Origin of the sequence: Tardiphaga sp. vice154 (assembly GCF_007018645.1) — a bacterium.
Classification (GTDB): Bacteria; Pseudomonadota; Alphaproteobacteria; order Rhizobiales; family Xanthobacteraceae; genus Tardiphaga.
In genome coordinates this window covers 1,937,599-1,954,914 of sequence record NZ_CP041399.1, presented here as the reverse complement: position 1 = coordinate 1,954,914, position 17,316 = coordinate 1,937,599, and the positions used below count along the sequence as shown (strand labels likewise).

Sequence of the window (17,316 nt, the reverse complement as noted above, 5' to 3'; positions counted from 1 at the left end):
GGAGGTGTTGTCCAGAAAAGCTCCAGGTTCCGGGTCTGCGCTCCATTCGGCTTCGCCGAACGGAAAGTATCCCGGAATGACCTGGCGCCTAGTACTCGCTCTCGAGCCCGCCGACGTGCTTCTGGGTATAGAGATCAATGCCAATGCGCTCGATGACGTGCTGCTGGGTTTCGAGGAAGTCGATGTGGTGTTCCTCGTCCTTCATCAGCTGCTCGAACAGGTCGCGGGAGACGTAGTCGCCGACGCTGTGGCAGTAGGTCGCCGCTTCCTGATAGAGCGTGCGGGCGCCGATCTCTGCGGCCAGATCGGCATCGATCACTTCCTTGACGCTCTGGCCGATACGCAACGGATCCAGCACCTGCAGGTTCGGGAATCCGTCCAGAAACAGAATGCGATCGATGAACTTGTCGGCATGGACCATCTCCTCGATGGACTCCTTGCGCCAGACCTTGGCCATTTCGAGCAAGCCCCAATGGTTGAGCAAGCGGAAGTGCAGCCAATACTGGCTGATCGCCGTCAGCTCGCTACGCACGCCTTTGTTGAGGTATTCGATGACCTTCGGGTCGCCCTGCATGATGAACTCCTGCTGCGAGGCTCAAAGCCTCTCTGATTTAGAAAGATTCTAAATCAGGACAGGACGTAGGGCAACCCTCGCTACGAAGATTGCCGCGACGGCGAACAAGTACAGACGGGGTCTGGATCAACGCGGCTCAGGCGACCGCGCGTTTGGCGACGTCCGGAGACGCGGCATGGGAATGGCTGTGCACTTCGACCTGAAGCTCGACGGTTTCGAGCACCAGAAGCTGCCGTTCCGGCTGGGTCGCGGTATGCGGACAGCCAGGGCAGCACGTATTGCCGCAGGCACCGAGCGCTTCGTCCATGATCTTCTTGATGGTGCGGGCACAGCGGCCGCATTGCGGGCTGCAGCCCAGACAGCCATAGACTTGGCCCGGCGTGCGCGGCGCCTGCGCGCTGCTGCAGGCGTTGCGGACATCGTGGTCGGACAAAACGTTGCAGGAACAAACGATCATGGAGAAGTTACGCTCGCAGGTCTGGGCACCTTTTGAGTATTAAAGTGCCGGCCTGGATGCAAAAGGAAAACACGCTTTTTCAAGCAATTCCAAACTAGGACGGTCCCCATACGCTCGCGAGCGATCGCGCCCGAGCGGGTCCACGGACCTCTGCTGGCAGCCACGAATCCGGCGAGGCCGCTCGCCAGCGGTCAGACACTTTCAGCAACCTCACGGCCGCCGCATCGCCGCCGTTTGGGCCAAGTACGGCGCGTTTATTCATTGATCGTTCAAACGCCCTGTGAAACTTTCATAGCCGCGCAGCAGATACCTGCTGCAAATCCTCACGAAGGTGATGCCATGAAGAAAACCCTGATGGCCCTGGCAGCCGTTGCCACCCTGGCTCTCTCCTCCCTGGCTCCGGCCCCTGCCCACGCGCAGCACGGTCTCGGCGCCGGAATCGCGGCCGGCGTCATCGGCGGCGCCCTGATCGGCGGCGCGCTGGCTGCCCCCCACTACGGCTACGGTCCGAGCTATTATGCCGGTCCGGGTTACGGCCCGCGCTACGGCTATTACGGTGGCCCAGCCTACGTGGCAGGACCCTCCTATTATGACAACTGCTTCTGGCAGCGCCAGCGCTTCTGGGATGGCTATGGCTGGCGGATTCGCCGCGTGCGGGTGTGCGGCTAGTCGACAATCACGCGGCGGATCAGCAGAATGGCAAACATTTGTGTGTTCTGACGACAACGGCCCGAAAAAACCGTTATTTGGGGAACACTGGTCCGCAACGTTTACGTCGGGTTGACGAATAGTCGGTTTAAGCGAGATCGTCGTTCCGAATTCAGCGTGAGTACCTATAACCGCGCGTCGCCTGCGGCGCCTTCAGGAGAGATCTGACATGAAGAAGACCATTTCCGCCATGCTCGCCGTCGCGACGGTTGCCGGCTCGCTGGTTTCGGCAATGCCCGCTGCCCGTGCCGACGGCGGCCGTATCGCGGCCGGCGTTGCCGGTGGCCTGATCGGCGGCGCCCTGCTCGGCGGCGCGATCGCCGCCAGCCGCCCGGGCCCCGCTTACGGCTATGCCCCCGCCCCGGTCTATGTCGAAGAGCCGGCCTGCCGCATCGTCCGCCAGCGCGTCTGGGACGAATACCGTGGCGTCTGGCGTTCGCGTCCGGTCGAGGTTTGCGACTGATCTGATATCGCCGCGCCTGTCTCGCGCGGCTTGCGATTCAAAACCCGGCCGTTCGCGCGGCCGGGTTTTTTCGCGACTACCGGCCGGCCATCGCGCGCAGCAGCGTTTCGCTCGGCCAGCAATCCACCTTGAGCCCGACCGACTTCTGGTAGGCGCCGAGTGCTGCGCGGGTCTTCATGCCGGCCTTGCCATCGACCTTGTCCGAGTACAGCCCGATGCGCGTCAAATGCTGCTGCATCGCTTCGACGTCGCTGCTGCGCAATTGCTTCGACGCCGACCACGGCGTTGCGAACGGCTGCTGGGCCGTCATGCGATCGCTGAGATGGCCAACGAACAGCACGTAGAGGTCGGAGAAATTATATTCCTTGATGACGAAGTAGTTCTTCGTCGTGAGAAACGCCGGGCCATAGATGCCCTCCGGCTGCAATAGCGACGCCGGCTGCGCCAACTCCGCGGTGCTGAGCTGCTGCCCGCGCACCGGGACGAAGCCCATGCGCAACCATTCGCCGATCGGCCTGGTTACCTCGGGCACGCCCATGGTGCAGTCGGCATTGGCCGGCGCGCGAACCTCATAGGCCCAGCGCAGGCCGGCTTGCCAGCCCTTGTTCGTGAGCTGCTGCGCCGCCGACGCCAGCGCATCCGGCACCGACGTCCAGATATTGACGCGGCCATCGCCATCCATGTCGACGCCGTGCTTGCCGAGTTCGGACGGCAGAAACTGCGTCAGCCCGGTCGCTCCGCCCCACGACACCCGCAGATCCTTGCGGCTGACGTCGCCGTCCTCGATCAGCCGCATCGCGGCGATCAGCTCGCCGCGGTACTGGTCCTTTCGCCGCCCGACATAGGCCTGTGTCGCCAGCACGCGAATGCCGTCATAGGGCAGCGCATGGCGGCCATAATCGGTCTCGCGGCCCCAGATCGCCAGAATGATGGTGCCGGGCACGCCGAAACGCCGTTCGATCGCCGTCAGCGTGGCGCGATGCTTCTGCATCAGCCGCTGCCCCTCGGCCGCCAGCCGCGCGATCGAGGCCTCCTTCACATAATCGGCCGGCACCTGCACGAACTCCGCCTGCGACGGCGCCCCCGTGGCGGGGCGACCAGGCAGCGCCAGGTCGGGGAGTTTGTAGTCCGGCTCCAGTCCGCGCGTGACGTCGTCAAAGGTCTTGCGCGACACGCCGGCCTGCTGGGCTTCCGGCCACACGGCGGCGAGGAAGGCGGTGAAACCGGCATCGATGGCTTGGGCAGTTGGCGGGCATGCAAAGCTGATCATCAACGTGAGCGCGAAAAGAAGCCGTTTGCATCTGAAGGTTTCTGGCTGATATTGCATTCACGCCTCATTTTTGTATATTCTGGTTATATACAACATGATCGACTTCGACCGGATCACAGGTTTCAACTGGAACGCTGGCAACGAACGCAAGAGCGCGGACAGGCATGCCGTTTCCCAGGCAGAGTCCGAGAGCGTCTTCTTCAACGATCCGCTGATCGTTGTCGAGGATACGAAGCACAGCGGCGCCGAGCAGCGATTTAACGCGCTGGGAAAAACGGCTCAAAATCGATTGCTACACGTCACGTTCACACTCAGGAATGACCGAACGTTGATTCGGATCATCTCAGCGCGCGACATGAACAGAAAGGAGCGGAGCGATTATGAGCAGACTTAAGCCCATTCCCGTCTTCAAAAACGAATCCGATGAGCGAAAGTTCTGGGAGACACACGATTCCACCGATTACGTGGACTGGAGCAAAGCCCAGCGCGTCCGTTTCCCCAATCTCAAGCCTTCAACCACATCCATCTCGATCAGGTTACCGATCGGGCTGCTCGAGGAAATCAAGATCGCCGCCAACAAGCGCGATGTCCCCTATCAGTCGCTGATCAAAATGTGGCTCGCTGAGAAAGTCTCCTGAGCCGTTCTACGCGATCCCATTGCCCTCAATGGCGCTTGCCTTGGCCGGCCGCGTGCTCGACGCCACCCTGTCGCCGTGCTTCTTCGGTCGCGAGATTCGACAACCGGTCGACATAGGCGATGCCCACCGCCGAGAGGATGAACACCGTGTGGATGATGGTCTGCCACATCACGCCGGTCTCGGTGTAGTTGCTGGCGCGTGCGGAGCCGAGCGCGCCGGCTTCGATGAAGGTGCGCAGCAGATGGATCGAGGAAATGCCGATGATCGCCATCGCCAGCTTGATCTTCAGCACGCTGGCATTGACGTGGCTGAGCCATTCCGGCTCGTCCGGATGGCCCTGCAAATTGAGCCGCGACACGAAGGTCTCGTAGCCGCCGACGATCACCATCACCAGAAGATTGGAGATCATCACCACGTCGATCAGGCCGAGCACCGCCAGCATGATCTGCTGCTCGCTGAAATCGAAGGCGTGGTTGAACAGGTGCCAGAGTTCCTTGAGGAACAGGACGACATAGACGCCTTGGGCCACGATCAGGCCGATATAGAGCGGCAGCTGCAGCCAGCGTGAGCCGAAGATCAGCATCGGGATCGGACGCAAAGGGAAGCCTTTTGGCGGCAACGGCGTTTCGGGGGTCATGGACATCCAGGAGGCTCGGCTCAGGCAGGAATCGCGGCGCGAATTCAGAGCGATCTTATATCGTGGAGATCCCGCCGCGATGATGTCGCGCCGCGCGGCAACTCGCCGCAGCAGCCTACTTCACCGCAACGATGAAAATCCGCGGAAATCGCAGCAACACCTTGCCGTCGGCCTGCGGCGGATAGCTGGCGGCGATCCGCGCAGTGTACTCGGCGAGGTAGGCCTTGCGCTCGGGCGGCTCCAGCGGATCGACGAACGGGCGCAGGCCGGTGCCCTTGACCCATTCGACGACCTGCGTCGAATCGTCGAGCACGTGATTGTAGATCGTGTGCCAGATCTCGACGCGCGAGCACAGCGGCCGCAGCGCATCGTAATAGACACCGGGTTTCGGCAGTGAGTCACGAAGCTCCGCGGCCTTCGACAGCTGTTTTCGCCACGGCTCCTGATGGGCCACCTCGCGCATCAGGATGTGCGATGGCTCGTCGAGATTGTCGGGCATCTGCACCGCCAGCGCGCCGCCCGGCGGCAACGAGCCGACCAGCCGCTTCAACTGCTTGAGGTGATCCGGGACCCATTGGAAGACGGCATTGGCAAACATCACGTCGGTGCCGGCGGGCGGCGCCCAGTGTGCGATGTTAGCCTCGATGAAGCTGTGCGCCGGCAGCCGCTCGCGGGCCTGCCGCAGCATGTCGGCGGAGGTATCGACGCCGGTTACCGCGGCCTGCGGCCAGCGCTTGACCAAAAGCTCGGTCGAGTTGCCGGGTCCGCAGCCGATGTCGACCACCTTTCGCGCATCCTGCAGCGGGATCTGCGCGAGCAGGTCGCGTGCCGGGCGGGTACGTTCGTCCTCGAATTTGAGATATTGCTGCGCGTTCCAGTCGGCCATACCGTTATCCGTCCGTTATTCACGTTGCCCCTTGAAGCACGTATGCCAGCGCAATGGGCAGGGCAAGACGGATTGTCACTAAGGACACGCCTGCGACGCCGCGGGGTGGATCAGCTGCGTCGGGGCATCGCCGGGCTTCCCCGCCTGCGGCACCGAAGCCCCGTTGGTGGCCGCCGACGTGCCGCGCAAACGTGAATGCCCGGCAAGAGGCCGGGCATGCCGATGGTGCTTGCTCTGGTTGAGTGCTTCTTCCCTCCAGATTTAGCGCGTCAGCTTCTTGTACTTCATGCGGTGCGGCACGATGGAATCATGGCCGAGGCGGCGCATCTTGTCCTTCTCGTAGTCCTGGAAGTTGCCCTCGAACCATTCGACATGGCTGTCGCCTTCGAAGGCCAGGATGTGGGTCGCGATGCGATCGAGGAACCAGCGGTCATGGCTGATGATCACGGCGCAGCCCGCGAAGTCTTCCAGCGCCTCTTCGAGTGCGCGCAGGGTATCGACGTCTAGGTCGTTGGTCGGCTCGTCGAGCAGCAGGACGTTGGCGCCGGACTTCAGCATCTTGGCCAGATGCACGCGGTTGCGCTCGCCGCCGGAGAGGGAGCCGACCTTCTTCTGCTGGTCGCCGCCCTTGAAGTTGAAGGTCGAGCAATAGCCGCGCGAATTGACCTCGCGCTTGCCGAGCAGGATCAGCTCGTTATTGCCGGAGATCTCCTCCCACACGGTCTTCTTGCCGTCGAGCGAGTCGCGGGACTGGTCGACATAGCCAAGATGCACGGTCTCGCCGACCGTGATGGTGCCGGCGTCGGGCTTCTCCTGGCCGGTGATCATGCGGAACAAGGTCGTCTTGCCGGCGCCGTTGGCGCCGATTACGCCGACGATGCCGCCCGGCGGCAGCTTGAAGGTCAGATCGTCGATCAGCAGGCGGTCACCGAAGCTTTTGCTCAAGCCCTCGAAATCGACCACGTTGTCGCCGAGACGCTCGGCCACGGGAATGGTGATCTGCGCGCCCTGCACCTGCTTCTCGCTGGCCTTCTTGAGCAGCTCGTCATAGCGCTGGTAGCGCGCCTTGGACTTGGCCTGGCGGGCTTTCGGCGACGACGAGATCCATTCCTGCTCGCGCTCCAGCGTCTTCTGGTGGGCGACGTCCTCGCGGCCTTCCTGCGCCAGCCGCTTCTGCTTTTGCTTCAGCCATGACGAGTAGTTGCCCTCGTAGGGAATCCCCTTGCCGCGGTCGAGTTCGAGGATCCACGACGTCACATTGTCGAGGAAGTAGCGGTCATGGGTCACGATCAGGATCGCGCCGGGATAGGCGCGCAGATGGCCTTCCAGCCATGACACGGATTCGGCGTCGAGATGGTTGGTCGGCTCGTCGAGCAGCAACAGCTCGGGCGCATCGAGCAGGAGCTTGCACAAAGCGACGCGGCGGCGCTCGCCGCCTGACAGCTTGGTGACATCGGCATCGTCGGGCGGGCAGCGCAGCGCGTCCATCGCCTGATCGACCTTGCTGTCGAGATCCCACAGGCCCTGCGCCTCGATCTCGTCCTGCAGCTTGGTCATCTCGTCGGCGGTCTCTTCCGAATAGTTCATCGCCAGCTCGTTGTAGCGATCCATGATCGCCTTCTGCTTGGCGACGCCGAGCATGACGTTCTCGCGCACCGTCAGCGCGGCATCGAGCTGCGGCTCCTGTTCGAGGTAGCCGACACGGGCGCCCTGGGCGACCCAGGCCTCGCCGGTATATTCCTTGTCGAGGCCGGCCATGATCTTGAGCAGGGTCGATTTGCCGGCGCCGTTGACGCCGAGCACGCCAATCTTGGCGTCCGGGTAGAACGACAAATGGACGTTATCCAGCACCTTGCGGGTCGGATAGGCCTTGGTGAGGCCCTCCATGAAGTAGACGAACTGGCGGGCCATCGGAATCCTTGAAGCTGTCGCAGGCGTGATCGGGGTTGATGCTGATGTAACGACGCGGGCCGCAAAGGGCAACCGGGGTAGTAATTTGGCAAGTATAAACTCGGGAAAATCGGGCGTTATGACACTTCAAACCGCATTTTAACGACTCAAGCCGAGGTTGGCTGCAGGGGCGACAAGACGCCCTTCCGCGACCGAAGTCGCGCGAACTGCGGAGCCCGACATGGCCAGCATCACTTCCGAACCCTCATCCCCTCTCCCCGCCAGCAGCGCCCCGCCGACCGGCCTGTTGCAGGAAATTCGCCAGTTCTGGCAGCAGTTCTTCGTCGCCGCGTTCAATCCATATCGCCCGGAACTGCATTACATGCGCGGCCCCGGCCCGGCCTGTGCCGCCAAGCGCCGGTCATCCTCTTCACGCTGATCTGAACGATACAAGGCAAGGCCGCGTTTGCAGGTACCGCTATAGCAGGTAAGCATGCGCCATCCCGACGGCCGATCGCCGTCCTTACCCCACCGGATGGACCCATGACGCGGCTGCGCTGTGCAATTCTCGACGACTACCAGAACATGGCGCTCAAGCTGGCCGACTGGGGCCCGCTCGCCGACCGTGTCGAAACCACCGTGTTCGACGCGCCGTTCGCCTCGCCCGATGCCGCCATCGCCGCATTGCAGGACTTCGAGATCGTCTGCGCGATGCGCGAGCGGACGCCGTTTCCACGCACGGTATTCGAGGCGCTGCCGAAACTGAAACTGCTGATCACGTCGGGCATGCGCAATGCCGCCATCGACCTCGAAGCGGCCAAGGCGCGCGGCGTCGTGGTCTGCGGCACGGCGATGGTCGGCAATCCCACTGCTGGCCTGACCATCGGGCTGATGCTGGAACTGACGCGGAAAATCGGCTTCGAGAATGCCCGCATGAAGGCCGGCGAGCCCTGGCAGGTCACGCTCGGCGAGGACGTCGGCGGCAAGACGCTGGGCATCGTCGGCCTCGGCAAGCTCGGCAGCCAGGTCGCGGCCATCGGCCGGGCGCTCGGCATGAAGACCATCGCCTGGAGCAGCAATCTCACGCCGGAAGCCTGCGAGAAGGAAGGCGTGACCTACGCCACCAAGGAAGAGCTGTTCGCCACCGCCGACATCATCACCATACATCTGGTACTGAGCGACCGCTCGCGCGGGCTGGTCGGACGCTCCGACCTCGCGCGCATGAAGCCCACGGCCTACCTTATCAACACCGCGCGTGGTCCGATCGTCGACGAAGCGGCGCTGCTCGAGGTGTTACAGGCCGGCAAAATCGCCGGCGCAGGGCTCGACACCTATTCGCAGGAGCCGCTGCCGATCGACAGCCCGTTGCGCCAACTCGACAACGTCGTGATCACGCCGCATCTCGGCTATGTCACCGCGGAGAACTATCGCCGCATCTATTGCGAAATGATCGAAGGCATCGAAGCCTGGCTGCGGGGCGAGCCGCTGCGGAAGCTCGGCTAACCGCCAGCCAATAAAAATGGCCGCCACGTCAAAACGTGGCGGCCATTTTCGTTGCGTAGATAAACTTTTAGCGGATCGTCACCGGCGCGGGCAGCGGCTGCACCGAGCTGGGCTGGCTGCCGGGGATCGGGGCCGGCGGCAGGTTGCCGGCGTTGGGACCCGGGATCGGCGCGGCCGAGGCCGTGGTGGTCGGGATCGGCGGCTTGCCACCGGGCAGCACGACGACGCGGGTGCCGACCTTGGCACGCTCGAACAGGTCCGCGACATCGTCATTGACCATGCCGATACAGCCCGACGACACGAACTTGCCGATCGTCGAGGGCTGGTTGGTGCCGTGGATACGGAACACGGTCGAGCCGAGATACATCGCGCGGGCGCCCATCGGATTGCCGGGGCCGCCGGCCATGAAGCGCGGCAGATAGGGCTGGCGCTCGATCATCTCGGTCGGCGGATGCCAATCCGGCCATTCCGCCTTGCGGGAGATCTTCTGCACGCCGGTCCAGGTGAAGCCGTCGCGGCCGACGCGCACGCCGTAGCGCATCGCACGGCCATTGCCGAGCACGTAATAGAGATAGGTGTTCGGCGTATCGACCACGATGGTGCCGGCCGGCTCCTTGGTGGCGAACGCCACTTCCTGGCGACGCAAATTCGGCGGCAGCTGGAAGTCGCCGCTCTCCGGCTGCTCCTCGACCGGCAGCGCCGACAGCGAAACCGGACGCGGTTCGCCGCCCTGCGGCGGGACTGAACCGGTGGCATAGCCACCCTGCTGCGCGCCGACGGCTTCCGGCGGACGCATGCCGCGGCCATCGTTGGGGTTGCGGTCGGAATAGATCACGGGCGGAGGGCCCATCGGGCGGCCATAGCGCGGATCGTCGGGCGACATCACCGGGCCCTGCGGCACCGGGGCGCGATCAGAATAGACGGGAGCGCCGGGGGCACGGCCATAGCGCGGATCGTCCGGCGACATCACCGGACCGGGGGTCGGCAGCCGCTCGACGGAGCGGCCGCGCGGCGCGGCGTCATCCTCGTCCAGCGCGTCGAAATCCGGCATCGCGTCCATGGCGCGGCCGCGCGAGTCAGCGGGATAGCCGCCGGGCGGATAGGCCGGGTCCGGCGGAATCGAATAGCCGCTGGATGGCGTCGAATAGGTCTGCGCCGCAGCCAAGGATGCGCCCGAGGCGCTCACCGCCACCGTCGCAAAAATCGTCAAAACATGCTTGATCATCATGGCCCTTGTATTAACCCAAGCCGACACCGGATCGCTCACCAAGAGATCGCAGGCGATCACGGCGCATTCAAGACAAATCCGGCAAAAAACCCGCGCAATGCGGTCATATTTGCGCGATGAGGCCCGCAGCGTGGCCGTCGCGCCGCATACCGGCGCGGTCCCTTGCAATTTGTTGTGACGGTGAATTTTTAACAAACGGTTTCGAGGCCGTGCGGTATTCTAGTTATCGTTGATTCGCGACGCGCAGACCGGCTCTACCGCTGCGGAACGGCCGATCCCAGTATCACACCGCGTCCCCGATGGCTCGAGGGCCTTCAGGCATTAGCCGGCGAAGGCGGAACACTCATTCATGCTTCCCGGTTTCCGTTTATTGGTCGCAGCCGTCGTGCTATGCCTCTCCCTGCTGGTGTTCGGCTTCGGCGCCACGGCGCTATTGCGCTCGGCGCGTGAGAATGTCGCCAGCCTGCCGGTTCGGCGCGCGGCGCCGCAGACCGTGTTCGCCTCCCAGCCGCCGCCGGACGCTGCGGCAACGCTGTCCATGTTACGGGTCGAGACGCCGGAGGCCTCGACAGCCACCGCCGCCGATGCGCCTGCTGCGGCCGTACCGCACGACATCCCCGCCCCGGAGCCTGAACCGGCCCGACAGGCCTCGCTCATCCCTGACGCGCAACCCGCCGACGCCCGCGCCCGTGCCGCCGATCCCGCGCCGAATGCGCCCGCATTGGAGCAGGTCGCCCCGGTAGAAACCTTGCCGGCAGCGGTCCCTGCCGTCGCGGCTCCGGCCGCCCCCCGCGCCGACGAGCCAACCATGGTCGCCGCCATCGCGCCGCCCACGGCCACGGACCAGCCGGTCTCGACGCTGACCGCGGCTGACACCGAGATCGCAGTGATGAACATCGCCACGCTGGGCGGACCGGCCGTCGATATCGAGCCGGTGCCGCTGCCGAAAGCCAAACCGGTCGCCGAGCCGGCCAAGCGGACGACGAAACCGAAGAAGGCCGCCATCCGGGAAAAGCCGGCCAAGCGCCGCCGACTCGATGCCCGCGCCGAAGCGCCGGCGCCCGCCCCGGCCGAAACGTTCGGCTGGCAGCAACCGCAACGCTAAGCGGTTACGCAGGCCCGCTCGCCACCGGCGGACCGTCAGCCTGCCCCCAATCGGCCCACGAGCCGTCATAAAGCGCGGTGCCGCGCACGCCGAGCCGGTACAGCGCCAGCGTCAGCACCAGCGCGGATACGCCGGAGCCGCAGGTGGTGACGATCGGCCTGTCGAGATCGACGCCGGCATCCTTGAAGGCGGCGCGTAGCTCGCCCAGCGGCTTCATCGTGCCGGTCGCGGCATCGAACAATTTCGCATAGGGCACGTTGCGGCTGCCTGGAATGTGGCCGGACCGCAGGCCCGCACGCGGCTCCGGCACGCTGCCCTCGAAGCGCGGCTGCGGCCGGGCATCGACGAGCTGCGCGGCGCGGCTGTCGAGATTGGCGACCACCTGCTGCCGGCTGCGCACGAAACCTTGGTCGAACGAGGCAGTGTAGCGCGCCGGCACCGGATCGACCTCGCCGCTTTCGATCGCGCGGCCTTCGGCACGCCATTTCTGCAGCCCGCCGTCCAGCACCCGCACATCGGCATGGCCGAAGGCGAGAAACATCCACCACGCCCGCGGGCCGGCTACCCAGCCGCCGGCATCGTAGATCACCACGGTATGGGCATTGGAGACGCCTAGCGCGCCGACGCCGTCGGCAAAGTGGCCCTCGCTGGGAAACATATGCGGCAGCGACAGGCCGTGGTCGCTGATCACATCGACGTCGAAGAACGCAGAACCCGGGATATGCGCGCCGAGGAAATCCTCGCGCGGCAGCGGCGTGACGCCGGGCAGCTTGAACGAGGCGTCGAGGATCCGGACCGTGGGATCGTCGAGATGCGCGGCGAGCCAGTCGGTGGAAACCAGCGGATCGGTGGTGGTTGTCATGAGATGCCCTTGGCTGTCATTCCGGGGCACGGGCGGCGCCAGCCGACCGTGAACCCGGAATCCTGAAATGCTTTGCCATGCCGAGATTCCGGGTTCGCTCGCGCTGGCGCGCTCGCGCCCCGGAATGACAACGGGGCGTTACTTCGCCTTCCGCGGCTCGACCTTTTCGACCGGACCGCCGGCATCGCGCCAGGCGGCAAAACCGCCGGCCATGTGCGCCACGGGCGCGAGGCCCATGTCGTGCGCGGTCTTTGCCGCCAGCGCAGAGCGCAATCCGCCGGCGCAATGGAAAATGAACTTCTTGCTCTCCTGAAACACCGGCTTGGCATAGGGGCTTTCCGGATCGATCCAGAATTCCAGCATGCCGCGGGTGCAGGAGAACGCACCGGGAATACGGCCGTCGCGCTCGATCTCGCGGGGATCGCGGATGTCGATCAGGATCACATCGGGCTGCTGCACGGCCTTGATGGCATCCTCCGCGCTCAGCACCTCGACCACCGCATTGGCCTCGTCGATCATCGCCTTGATGCCGCGGACAATGGCTTGCGTCATGATTTCCGAACCAGTTCCTTCATCGCGCCTTCGAGGCCCTCGATGGTCAAGGGATACATCCGCTCTGAGAACAGCCGGCGGATCAGCGTGGTGGATTCCGAATAGTCCCAGTGCTTCTTGGCCACCGGGTTGAGCCACACCGCATTGGGATAGGTCTGCGTCACGCGCTCGAGCCAGACCGAGCCGGCCTCTTCATTGACGTGCTCGACCGAACCGCCCGGCACCATCACTTCGTAAGGCGACATCGAGGCGTCGCCGACGAACACCACCTTGTAGTCATGCGGATATTTGTGCAGCACGTCCCAGGTCGGCGTGCGGTCGGTGAAGCGGCGCTTGTTCTGCTTCCACACGCCCTCATAGAGGCAGTTGTGGAAGTAGAAATATTCCATGTGCTTGAACTCGCTCTTCGCCGCCGAGAACAATTCCTCGACCTGCTCGACATGCGAGTCCATCGAGCCGCCGATGTCGAAGAACACCAGCACCTTGACGGCGTTGCGCCGCTCCGGCCGCATGTGGACGTCGAGATAGCCGTGATTGGCGGTTTCCTTGATCGTGGTGTCGAGATCGAGCTCGTCGGGCGCGCCGGTGCGGGCGAATTTGCGCAGGCGCCGCAGCGCCACCTTGATGTTGCGGATGCCGAGCTCGACATTGCCGTCGAGGTCCTTGAACTCGCGCTTGTCCCAGACCTTGACCGCGCGGCGGTGCCGGCTCTTGTCCTGGCCGATCCGGACGCCTTCGGGATTGTAACCCTCGGCGCCGAATGGCGAGGTGCCGGCGGTGCCGATCCACTTGCTGCCGCCCTGGTGGCGCTCCTTCTGCTCCTTCAGGCGTTCGCGCAGCGTCTCCATGAGCTTGTCCCAGCCCATCGCCTCGATCTGCTTCTTCTCTTCCTCGGAAAGATATTTCTCGGCCAGCTTCTTCAGCCACTCGGCGGGGATCTCGGCCTTGTCGATGCCGTCGAGCAGACTTTCCAGCCCCTTGAACACGGTGCCGAACACGCGGTCGAACTTGTCAAGGTTGCGCTCGTCCTTCACCAAGGCGGCGCGCGACAGATAATAGAAATTCTCGATCGACTGACCCGCAAGGTCGGCGTCGAGCGCCTCCATCAAGGTGAGGTATTCGCGCAGCGTCACGGGGACCTGGGCATCGCGCAGCGATGTGAAGAAGTTCAAGAACATGGCGCGCAGTTTGCCCGCGCAACGCGGCCCGTCAAGGGCCGCGCCGGAATTGCTGCCTGAACCGCATGGCTGATGCCGCGTCGCGGGAAATCGCTTGCAACGCCCGGTCTGGACCTCGGCGGTTTTTCATTTAAGTTGGCGCGCAGCAGACATTCGCTCTGCTGGCTGTCGGCTGCCCATTGGGTGCCGGCCACCTTCTTCAAGGGGTAACAAGACATGGGTATAGAATCCATCCTGGTCTGGCTGCTGGTGGGCGCCGTCGCCGGCTGGCTCGCGGGGCTGATCGTCACCGGCGGCGGCTTCGGCCTGATCGGCAACATCGTCATCGGCATCATCGGCGCGGTGGTCGCCGGCTGGCTGCTGCCGCAGCTCGGCGTCAATCTCGGCACCGGCATTGTTCGGGCCATCATCAATTCGGCGATCGGCGCCGTGGTCGTGCTCGTGATCCTGTCACTGATCCGGCGCTGACGTCTTTCGCACCCATCCTGCGACCGCCGTCCGGCGGTCGTTGCATGTCCGGATGCCCCCTATCGCGCCCCATAATAAGAAGGCAGAGCCTCGATGAAGTTTACCGGCACCACGAATTATGTCGCCACCGATGACCTCAAGGTCGCGGTCAATGCCGCGATCGTGCTGGAGCGGCCGCTTTTGGTGAAGGGCGAGCCTGGCACCGGCAAGACCGTGCTGGCCGAGGAAGTCGCCAAGGCGCTCGGCGCACCGCTTTTGACCTGGCACATCAAGTCGACCACCAAGGCGCAGCAGGGCCTGTATGAGTATGACGCGGTGTCGCGGCTGCGCGATAGCCAGCTCGGCGACGCCCGCGTCTCAGACATCGCCAACTACATCAAGCGCGGCAAATTGTGGGAAGCCTTCACCCATGCCGAGCGCCCGGTGCTGCTGATCGACGAGATCGACAAGGCCGACATCGAATTCCCCAACGATCTGCTGCTCGAACTCGACCGCATGGAATTCCATGTCTACGAGACCGGCGAGACCATCAAGGCCGCCAAGCGCCCGATCGTGATGATCACCTCCAACAACGAGAAGGAACTGCCCGACGCGTTCCTGCGCCGCTGTTTCTTCCACTATATCAAGTTTCCGGAAATGGAGACGATGCAGCAGATCGTCGAGGTGCATTTCCCCGGCATCAAGCAGCGGCTGGTGGCGGAAGCCATGCGGATCTTCTTCGAGGTGCGCGCCGTGCCCGGCCTGAAGAAGAAGCCCTCGACCTCCGAATTGCTGGACTGGCTGAAGCTGCTGCTGAACGAGGACATGAGCGCAGAACAGCTTCGCGAGCGCGACCCGCGCAAACTGATCCCGCCGCTGCACGGCGCGCTGCTGAAGAACGAGCAGGACGTGCACCTGTTCGAGCGGCTGGCGTTCCTGAACCGCCGGGAAGTCTGAGGCGAGGCCGTTTCGCATGTCCGGATACGGCCGCGCGCCGTATTCCGGACGGCCCTGCGGGACGATCTCGATCTTCCTGCAGTCACGGCTTCGCCTTCTCGCGGGCAAAAGCCCCGAGCTATCAAGGACATTCTCCCCTCGAAACCACGAGGGGTGGCGGCGCGCCGACAGGCGCGGAGGTGGTATGGGACGCGATCCATCTCGCGATGAACCGCGGCGCCTGTAGGCGCGCCACCGCGGGATTTAAGACCCCGGGACCGTGCTTCCGGGGACGTGGCACGGGCGACGATACCCGCCGGCGTTTCCGCCGTTTGCCTGTCCCGCGTCCAGCCGACAAAGTGCGGCAGACCCCCGTAGTAGGGCCGGACGGTGACCCGAGGCCTCCCGGGCGTGCTTGCGAGGCACGCATGCGGGACGCCGCATCCCGCTCCACTCCCAGAGCGCCCTCGAGAAGCGCCCCTCATGAGCGGGACAAGAGGATCATAAGCCTACATAGGACGATAGTCAATATACTTGGCGACATCGGGGGAGGCGCCCGACTGCCGCGGAATGTTTTCGAGGTCGGGGCATTGCCGGATCGCTGCGTACGTCAACTGCCCCTCGCGCGTCCCGCAGTCGCGCAGGCGGAGACTTACGTGAATTGTCCGGTAAGTTCGCAGCTTTCCCAGTCTCTCTCTGCCAGCGCGCTGTTCGAGGTGACAAAATATATCGATCCACCCGGCCCCCAATCGCCGAACTCACGGCCGTTGGTGTAGGAGCCGATCTGCAGCAGCACGCGGGCGTCCTCGGGATCGACATCGAACAACTCGAGTTCGGCGTGCTGCACCAGACGCGGCCACCCGAGCATGCTTCCGAAATCGACTGTGTATTCATATCCGTCGGGCATGCCATACGACTGCAATGCGGCATGAAATTCGCGGTAGACTTCCCGTTGACCATTGTCCTTCAACACGGAAGCGAGCGCCTCGCTCTTTGGATCCGGCATCTCCAGCGTGGGGCGAAACAGCAGTTCGGCGCGCGGAAACACCGTCAGGATTTCCAAGGGCGGGACGGCCGGCGTCCATTCGGACGTTTCGGGCCAGTGAAACACCGCGCCGCCCATCGCGAACGTGCAGCCTTGGACGGCGTCATGATCGCCGAAAAACGCGAGCACGCCGTCCGACGGCAACACATCTGCGCCTGGCAGGTGACGGACATCGGCGCAATTGATCTGGCCGATGAACAGCATCGGCTCACCTTCTTCGACCGGCCATGTCCAGCCCGGCGGCGCGTAGGGCATTCCGCCAAGTCGGGACCCCGCAATCGGTGCGCTGGCCTCCGCAGGCTGCGGCCACAGCCCTATGGCAGGCGTCAACAACGACAGTAACTTCTTGTGCTCCGCCGGAAACAGAGAGGATAGCCGCCGCTCCACCTCATCGCGGGGCATGCTAGGCGCAGGCGGATTTCGGGCAGCCCAGAACAGCGGATGGTCTTCAGGAATGGGCGGCTGCGGGACGGACTTGGCCAGCGGTGGGGCTGCCAGCATCCGGGCGGCATCGGCGGCCACTTTGCCACCCATCGTGCTCAGTCCCGCCAACGTCTTGCGGAACACGGTCGGATCGGCCTCCCGGAATAAAAACGCCGCAGTATATCGCACGTCGAGATCGGAATGCTCAAGGAGCGGCAGCATCAGGTTCAGCCGGCCGTCGCTGCGCGCCATCAACTCGTCGACGATCTTCATCCGCTCGCCAAAATGGCGGTTCCCCGCCCCGACGTGCTCGATGGCATCGTGCTCACGCACGTTGTCTATCCACGCCTGCACCAGTTCAGAGTCCGATCGTGTTTCCAATCCACTCATGAGAGCCCCCTAACTCCGGCAACCGGATTTTGGAACAAGTCAGGAACAAACTGCAACCTAAAATTGATAATAAAATGCGCGACGTAAGCTCATGGATTTTATGTATACTGAAATGTCTATGCAT

General features: G+C 63.9%; 20 protein-coding genes. 9 read left to right on the top strand and 11 right to left on the bottom strand.

Features of this window, described 5'->3' with window-relative positions:
* Window positions 1-88 precede the first annotated feature (88 nt).
* Both bfr and FIU28_RS09120 read right to left on the bottom strand, forming a co-directional pair.
* Window positions 89-574: a bacterioferritin gene (gene bfr, locus FIU28_RS09125; protein WP_143572631.1), complete on the bottom strand. Its 486-nt coding sequence runs from the start codon at window positions 572-574 to the stop codon at window positions 89-91.
* A gap of 136 nt (window positions 575-710) precedes the next feature.
* Complete coding sequence (locus FIU28_RS09120) at window positions 711-1,031, bottom strand: (2Fe-2S)-binding protein (protein ID WP_143572630.1); 321 nt, start codon at window positions 1,029-1,031, stop codon at window positions 711-713.
* A 339-nt stretch (window positions 1,032-1,370) separates the two neighbouring features.
* On the opposite strand from FIU28_RS09120, the gene FIU28_RS09115 reads away from it, so the two are divergent.
* Together FIU28_RS09115 and FIU28_RS09110 are read left to right on the top strand one after the other, a co-directional pair.
* The gene (locus tag FIU28_RS09115) at window positions 1,371-1,700 is read left to right on the top strand and encodes a hypothetical protein (protein ID WP_143572629.1); all 330 of its coding nucleotides are present in this window, start codon (window positions 1,371-1,373) and stop codon (window positions 1,698-1,700) included.
* Between the two features lie 208 nt (window positions 1,701-1,908).
* Window positions 1,909-2,202: a hypothetical protein gene (locus FIU28_RS09110; protein ID WP_143572628.1), complete on the top strand. Its 294-nt coding sequence runs from the start codon at window positions 1,909-1,911 to the stop codon at window positions 2,200-2,202.
* A 76-nt stretch (window positions 2,203-2,278) separates the two neighbouring features.
* Here the strand turns inward: FIU28_RS09110 and FIU28_RS09105 are convergent, their stop codons facing one another.
* The gene (locus FIU28_RS09105) at window positions 2,279-3,472 is read right to left on the bottom strand and encodes a lytic murein transglycosylase (RefSeq protein WP_246660927.1); all 1,194 of its coding nucleotides are present in this window, start codon (window positions 3,470-3,472) and stop codon (window positions 2,279-2,281) included.
* Between the two features lie 94 nt (window positions 3,473-3,566).
* On the opposite strand from FIU28_RS09105, the gene FIU28_RS09100 reads away from it, so the two are divergent.
* Together FIU28_RS09100 and brnA are read left to right on the top strand one after the other, a co-directional pair.
* On the top strand, window positions 3,567-3,866 hold the full coding sequence (locus FIU28_RS09100) for a BrnT family toxin (RefSeq protein ID WP_143572626.1): 300 nt from the start codon (window positions 3,567-3,569) through the stop codon (window positions 3,864-3,866).
* Window positions 3,853-4,110 (top strand): type II toxin-antitoxin system BrnA family antitoxin, encoded by a 258-nt coding sequence (gene brnA / locus FIU28_RS09095; RefSeq protein WP_143572625.1) that lies wholly within the window; start codon window positions 3,853-3,855, stop codon window positions 4,108-4,110. Before FIU28_RS09100 ends, brnA begins: the two co-directional genes overlap by 14 nt.
* 25 nt (window positions 4,111-4,135) lie before the next feature.
* On the opposite strand, the gene FIU28_RS09090 is transcribed toward brnA, so the two are convergent.
* The 3 genes from FIU28_RS09090 to ettA form a co-directional block, all read right to left on the bottom strand.
* Window positions 4,136-4,753 (bottom strand): TIGR00645 family protein, encoded by a 618-nt coding sequence (locus FIU28_RS09090; RefSeq protein WP_143572624.1) that lies wholly within the window; start codon window positions 4,751-4,753, stop codon window positions 4,136-4,138.
* Between the two features lie 109 nt (window positions 4,754-4,862).
* On the bottom strand, window positions 4,863-5,633 hold the full coding sequence (gene tam, locus FIU28_RS09085; protein ID WP_143572623.1) for a trans-aconitate 2-methyltransferase: 771 nt from the start codon (window positions 5,631-5,633) through the stop codon (window positions 4,863-4,865).
* Window positions 5,634-5,894: 261 nt separating this feature from the next.
* Window positions 5,895-7,544 carry an energy-dependent translational throttle protein EttA gene (gene ettA, locus FIU28_RS09080; protein WP_143572622.1) on the bottom strand — a complete coding sequence of 550 codons (1,650 nt, stop codon included), beginning with the start codon at window positions 7,542-7,544 and terminating at the stop codon, window positions 5,895-5,897.
* Window positions 7,545-7,764: 220 nt separating this feature from the next.
* Between ettA and FIU28_RS09075 the strand changes: the two genes are divergently transcribed.
* Complete coding sequence (locus FIU28_RS09075; protein ID WP_143572621.1) at window positions 7,765-7,962, top strand: hypothetical protein; 198 nt, start codon at window positions 7,765-7,767, stop codon at window positions 7,960-7,962.
* Window positions 7,963-8,066: 104 nt separating this feature from the next.
* A complete protein-coding gene (locus tag FIU28_RS09070) occupies window positions 8,067-9,026 on the top strand; it encodes a D-2-hydroxyacid dehydrogenase family protein (protein WP_143572620.1) in 960 nt (319 codons plus the stop codon).
* Window positions 9,027-9,093: 67 nt separating this feature from the next.
* Here FIU28_RS09070 and FIU28_RS09065 read toward each other — a convergent pair whose 3' ends face one another.
* Complete coding sequence (locus FIU28_RS09065; RefSeq protein WP_168202899.1) at window positions 9,094-10,251, bottom strand: L,D-transpeptidase; 1,158 nt, start codon at window positions 10,249-10,251, stop codon at window positions 9,094-9,096.
* Window positions 10,252-10,603: 352 nt separating this feature from the next.
* Here FIU28_RS09065 and FIU28_RS09060 point away from each other — a divergent pair, with 352 nt between their 5' ends.
* Entirely contained in the window at window positions 10,604-11,359 is a 756-nt protein-coding gene (locus FIU28_RS09060) for a hypothetical protein (RefSeq protein WP_143572618.1), read from the top strand.
* Between the two features lie 4 nt (window positions 11,360-11,363).
* On the opposite strand, the gene sseA is transcribed toward FIU28_RS09060, so the two are convergent.
* From sseA to FIU28_RS09045, 3 genes are all read right to left on the bottom strand, one after another.
* Window positions 11,364-12,221 (bottom strand): 3-mercaptopyruvate sulfurtransferase, encoded by an 858-nt coding sequence (gene sseA / locus FIU28_RS09055; RefSeq protein ID WP_143572617.1) that lies wholly within the window; start codon window positions 12,219-12,221, stop codon window positions 11,364-11,366.
* Between the two features lie 138 nt (window positions 12,222-12,359).
* The gene (locus tag FIU28_RS09050; protein WP_143572616.1) at window positions 12,360-12,773 is read right to left on the bottom strand and encodes a rhodanese-like domain-containing protein; all 414 of its coding nucleotides are present in this window, start codon (window positions 12,771-12,773) and stop codon (window positions 12,360-12,362) included.
* Complete coding sequence (locus FIU28_RS09045; protein ID WP_143572615.1) at window positions 12,770-13,951, bottom strand: vWA domain-containing protein; 1,182 nt, start codon at window positions 13,949-13,951, stop codon at window positions 12,770-12,772. Before FIU28_RS09045 ends, FIU28_RS09050 begins: the two co-directional genes overlap by 4 nt.
* 216 nt (window positions 13,952-14,167) lie before the next feature.
* On the opposite strand from FIU28_RS09045, the gene FIU28_RS09040 reads away from it, so the two are divergent.
* Both FIU28_RS09040 and FIU28_RS09035 read left to right on the top strand, forming a co-directional pair.
* Window positions 14,168-14,419, top strand: a complete 252-nt coding sequence (locus FIU28_RS09040) for a GlsB/YeaQ/YmgE family stress response membrane protein (RefSeq protein ID WP_143572614.1) — start codon at window positions 14,168-14,170, stop codon at window positions 14,417-14,419.
* A gap of 93 nt (window positions 14,420-14,512) precedes the next feature.
* The gene (locus FIU28_RS09035) at window positions 14,513-15,355 is read left to right on the top strand and encodes an AAA family ATPase (protein ID WP_143572613.1); all 843 of its coding nucleotides are present in this window, start codon (window positions 14,513-14,515) and stop codon (window positions 15,353-15,355) included.
* A 631-nt stretch (window positions 15,356-15,986) separates the two neighbouring features.
* Here FIU28_RS09035 and FIU28_RS09030 read toward each other — a convergent pair.
* Window positions 15,987-17,192 carry a DUF1963 domain-containing protein gene (locus FIU28_RS09030; RefSeq protein ID WP_143572612.1) on the bottom strand — a complete coding sequence of 402 codons (1,206 nt, stop codon included), beginning with the start codon at window positions 17,190-17,192 and terminating at the stop codon, window positions 15,987-15,989.
* Window positions 17,193-17,316: the final 124 nt, after the last annotated feature.